The organism is Kitasatospora sp. NPDC056076 (assembly GCF_042266305.1).
Classification (GTDB): domain Bacteria; phylum Actinomycetota; class Actinomycetes; order Streptomycetales; family Streptomycetaceae; genus Kitasatospora.
The window spans coordinates 1-1,203 of the sequence record NZ_JBHJWG010000135.1 but is presented as its reverse complement, the minus strand read 5'-3'; the positions used below and the strand labels follow the sequence as shown (position 1 = coordinate 1,203).

Below are 1,203 nucleotides of genomic sequence, written 5' to 3'. Positions count from 1 at the left end.
CCGCCGCGCGCGCGGCGGGTCGCGTCCCGCAGCAGGCCGAGGCCGACGACCGCGACCAGGGCTCCGCTGGCAACGCCGAGCCAGCCCAGGACGACGTCGCCGGCCAGCGAAGCGGACGCGGTCAGGGCCAGGCCGATCACGAGGACCCCGGCGGTGTGGGTGAGGGTGACGGTGGCTCCGACCGCGACCGCGTCCCGGGTGCTCCCGCGCCGGCCGGCCAGGTAGGCGGCCATCACGGTCTTGCCGTGCCCGGGCAGCAGCGCGTGCCCGGCCCCGAGTACGATTGAGAGCAGGACGGCCAACAGGCCGATGGGAACGGTGAGTTGACGGGCCGCCCCGAGGCCGGCGAGTCGGCTGTCGAGGCCGGCGAGCCAGGCGGTGGGGCCCGAGCCGTCGTTTCGGGAGGCGGTCCCCGCCCCGGCGGCTGGGCCGCCGCCCGGCAGGACCCGGAACTGTGCGCGGGTGACGCCGCTGGGGCTGTTGAGGAGGTCGCGGGGGTAGTCCCGCAGCTCCTTGGACACCGACTCGGCCGGCACGTCCGTCGGGTCGAGCCGGGCGTCCTCGCCCCGCGCGGTGATCTCGTTCCAGCCGACCCGGCCGGGGTCGCTCCCGCTGGAGACCCGCACGGTGGTTCCGCCGGCCGGAACGCCCAGGGGCGCGTCCAGCACGCACTCCAGCCGGCTCGTGGGCAGACCGGCGGAGCCGTCCTCGTACCGGAACCGCGCGGACCGGGTTGTCCAGGGCAGCGCCGTGGACGCCTGCTCCGTCGTCACCTCGAGGCGCTGGGCGGTCTGTGCGCACTGCTCGGCCGCCCAGGCGGCAAGCTCCCCGTCGTCGATCGCGCCGTCGCCGTTGCGGTCGACCCTCGGCCGTTCCTGGAGGGTGGGGATCTCCGCGGCGTCGGTGACGGCCAGGGCCTCGATCCGGTCGGGGTGGACGGTGAACCCGAGGTAGTGGTTGACGGAGAAGTTCCCCAGCGGGTGCGCGTGAGCGGGCGCCGCGAGGCCGAGCAGACAGAGCGCGCCCACCGCCCCCGCGCCCGTCCGAACCACGCGTCGCGGCAGCACCACGTCATTGCCTCCGGGGAGAACGACCCGCCACCACGGCCGAGAGGGCCGACGGCCGGGATGAGGATGAGGGCGAGCGCCCGAGCGGTAACCCTGGTGGCCTCGTCCGGCGGACGGCACGTCACCACTCCGGCGA

1 pseudogene is annotated in these 1,203 nt (G+C 75.9%); it reads right to left on the bottom strand.

Going from position 1 to position 1,203, the window contains the following annotated elements:
* A pseudogene (locus ACFC1T_RS38425) lies at window positions 1–1,070 on the bottom strand (high frequency lysogenization protein HflD); the annotation flags it as partial.
* Window positions 1,071–1,203 lie beyond the last annotated feature (133 nt).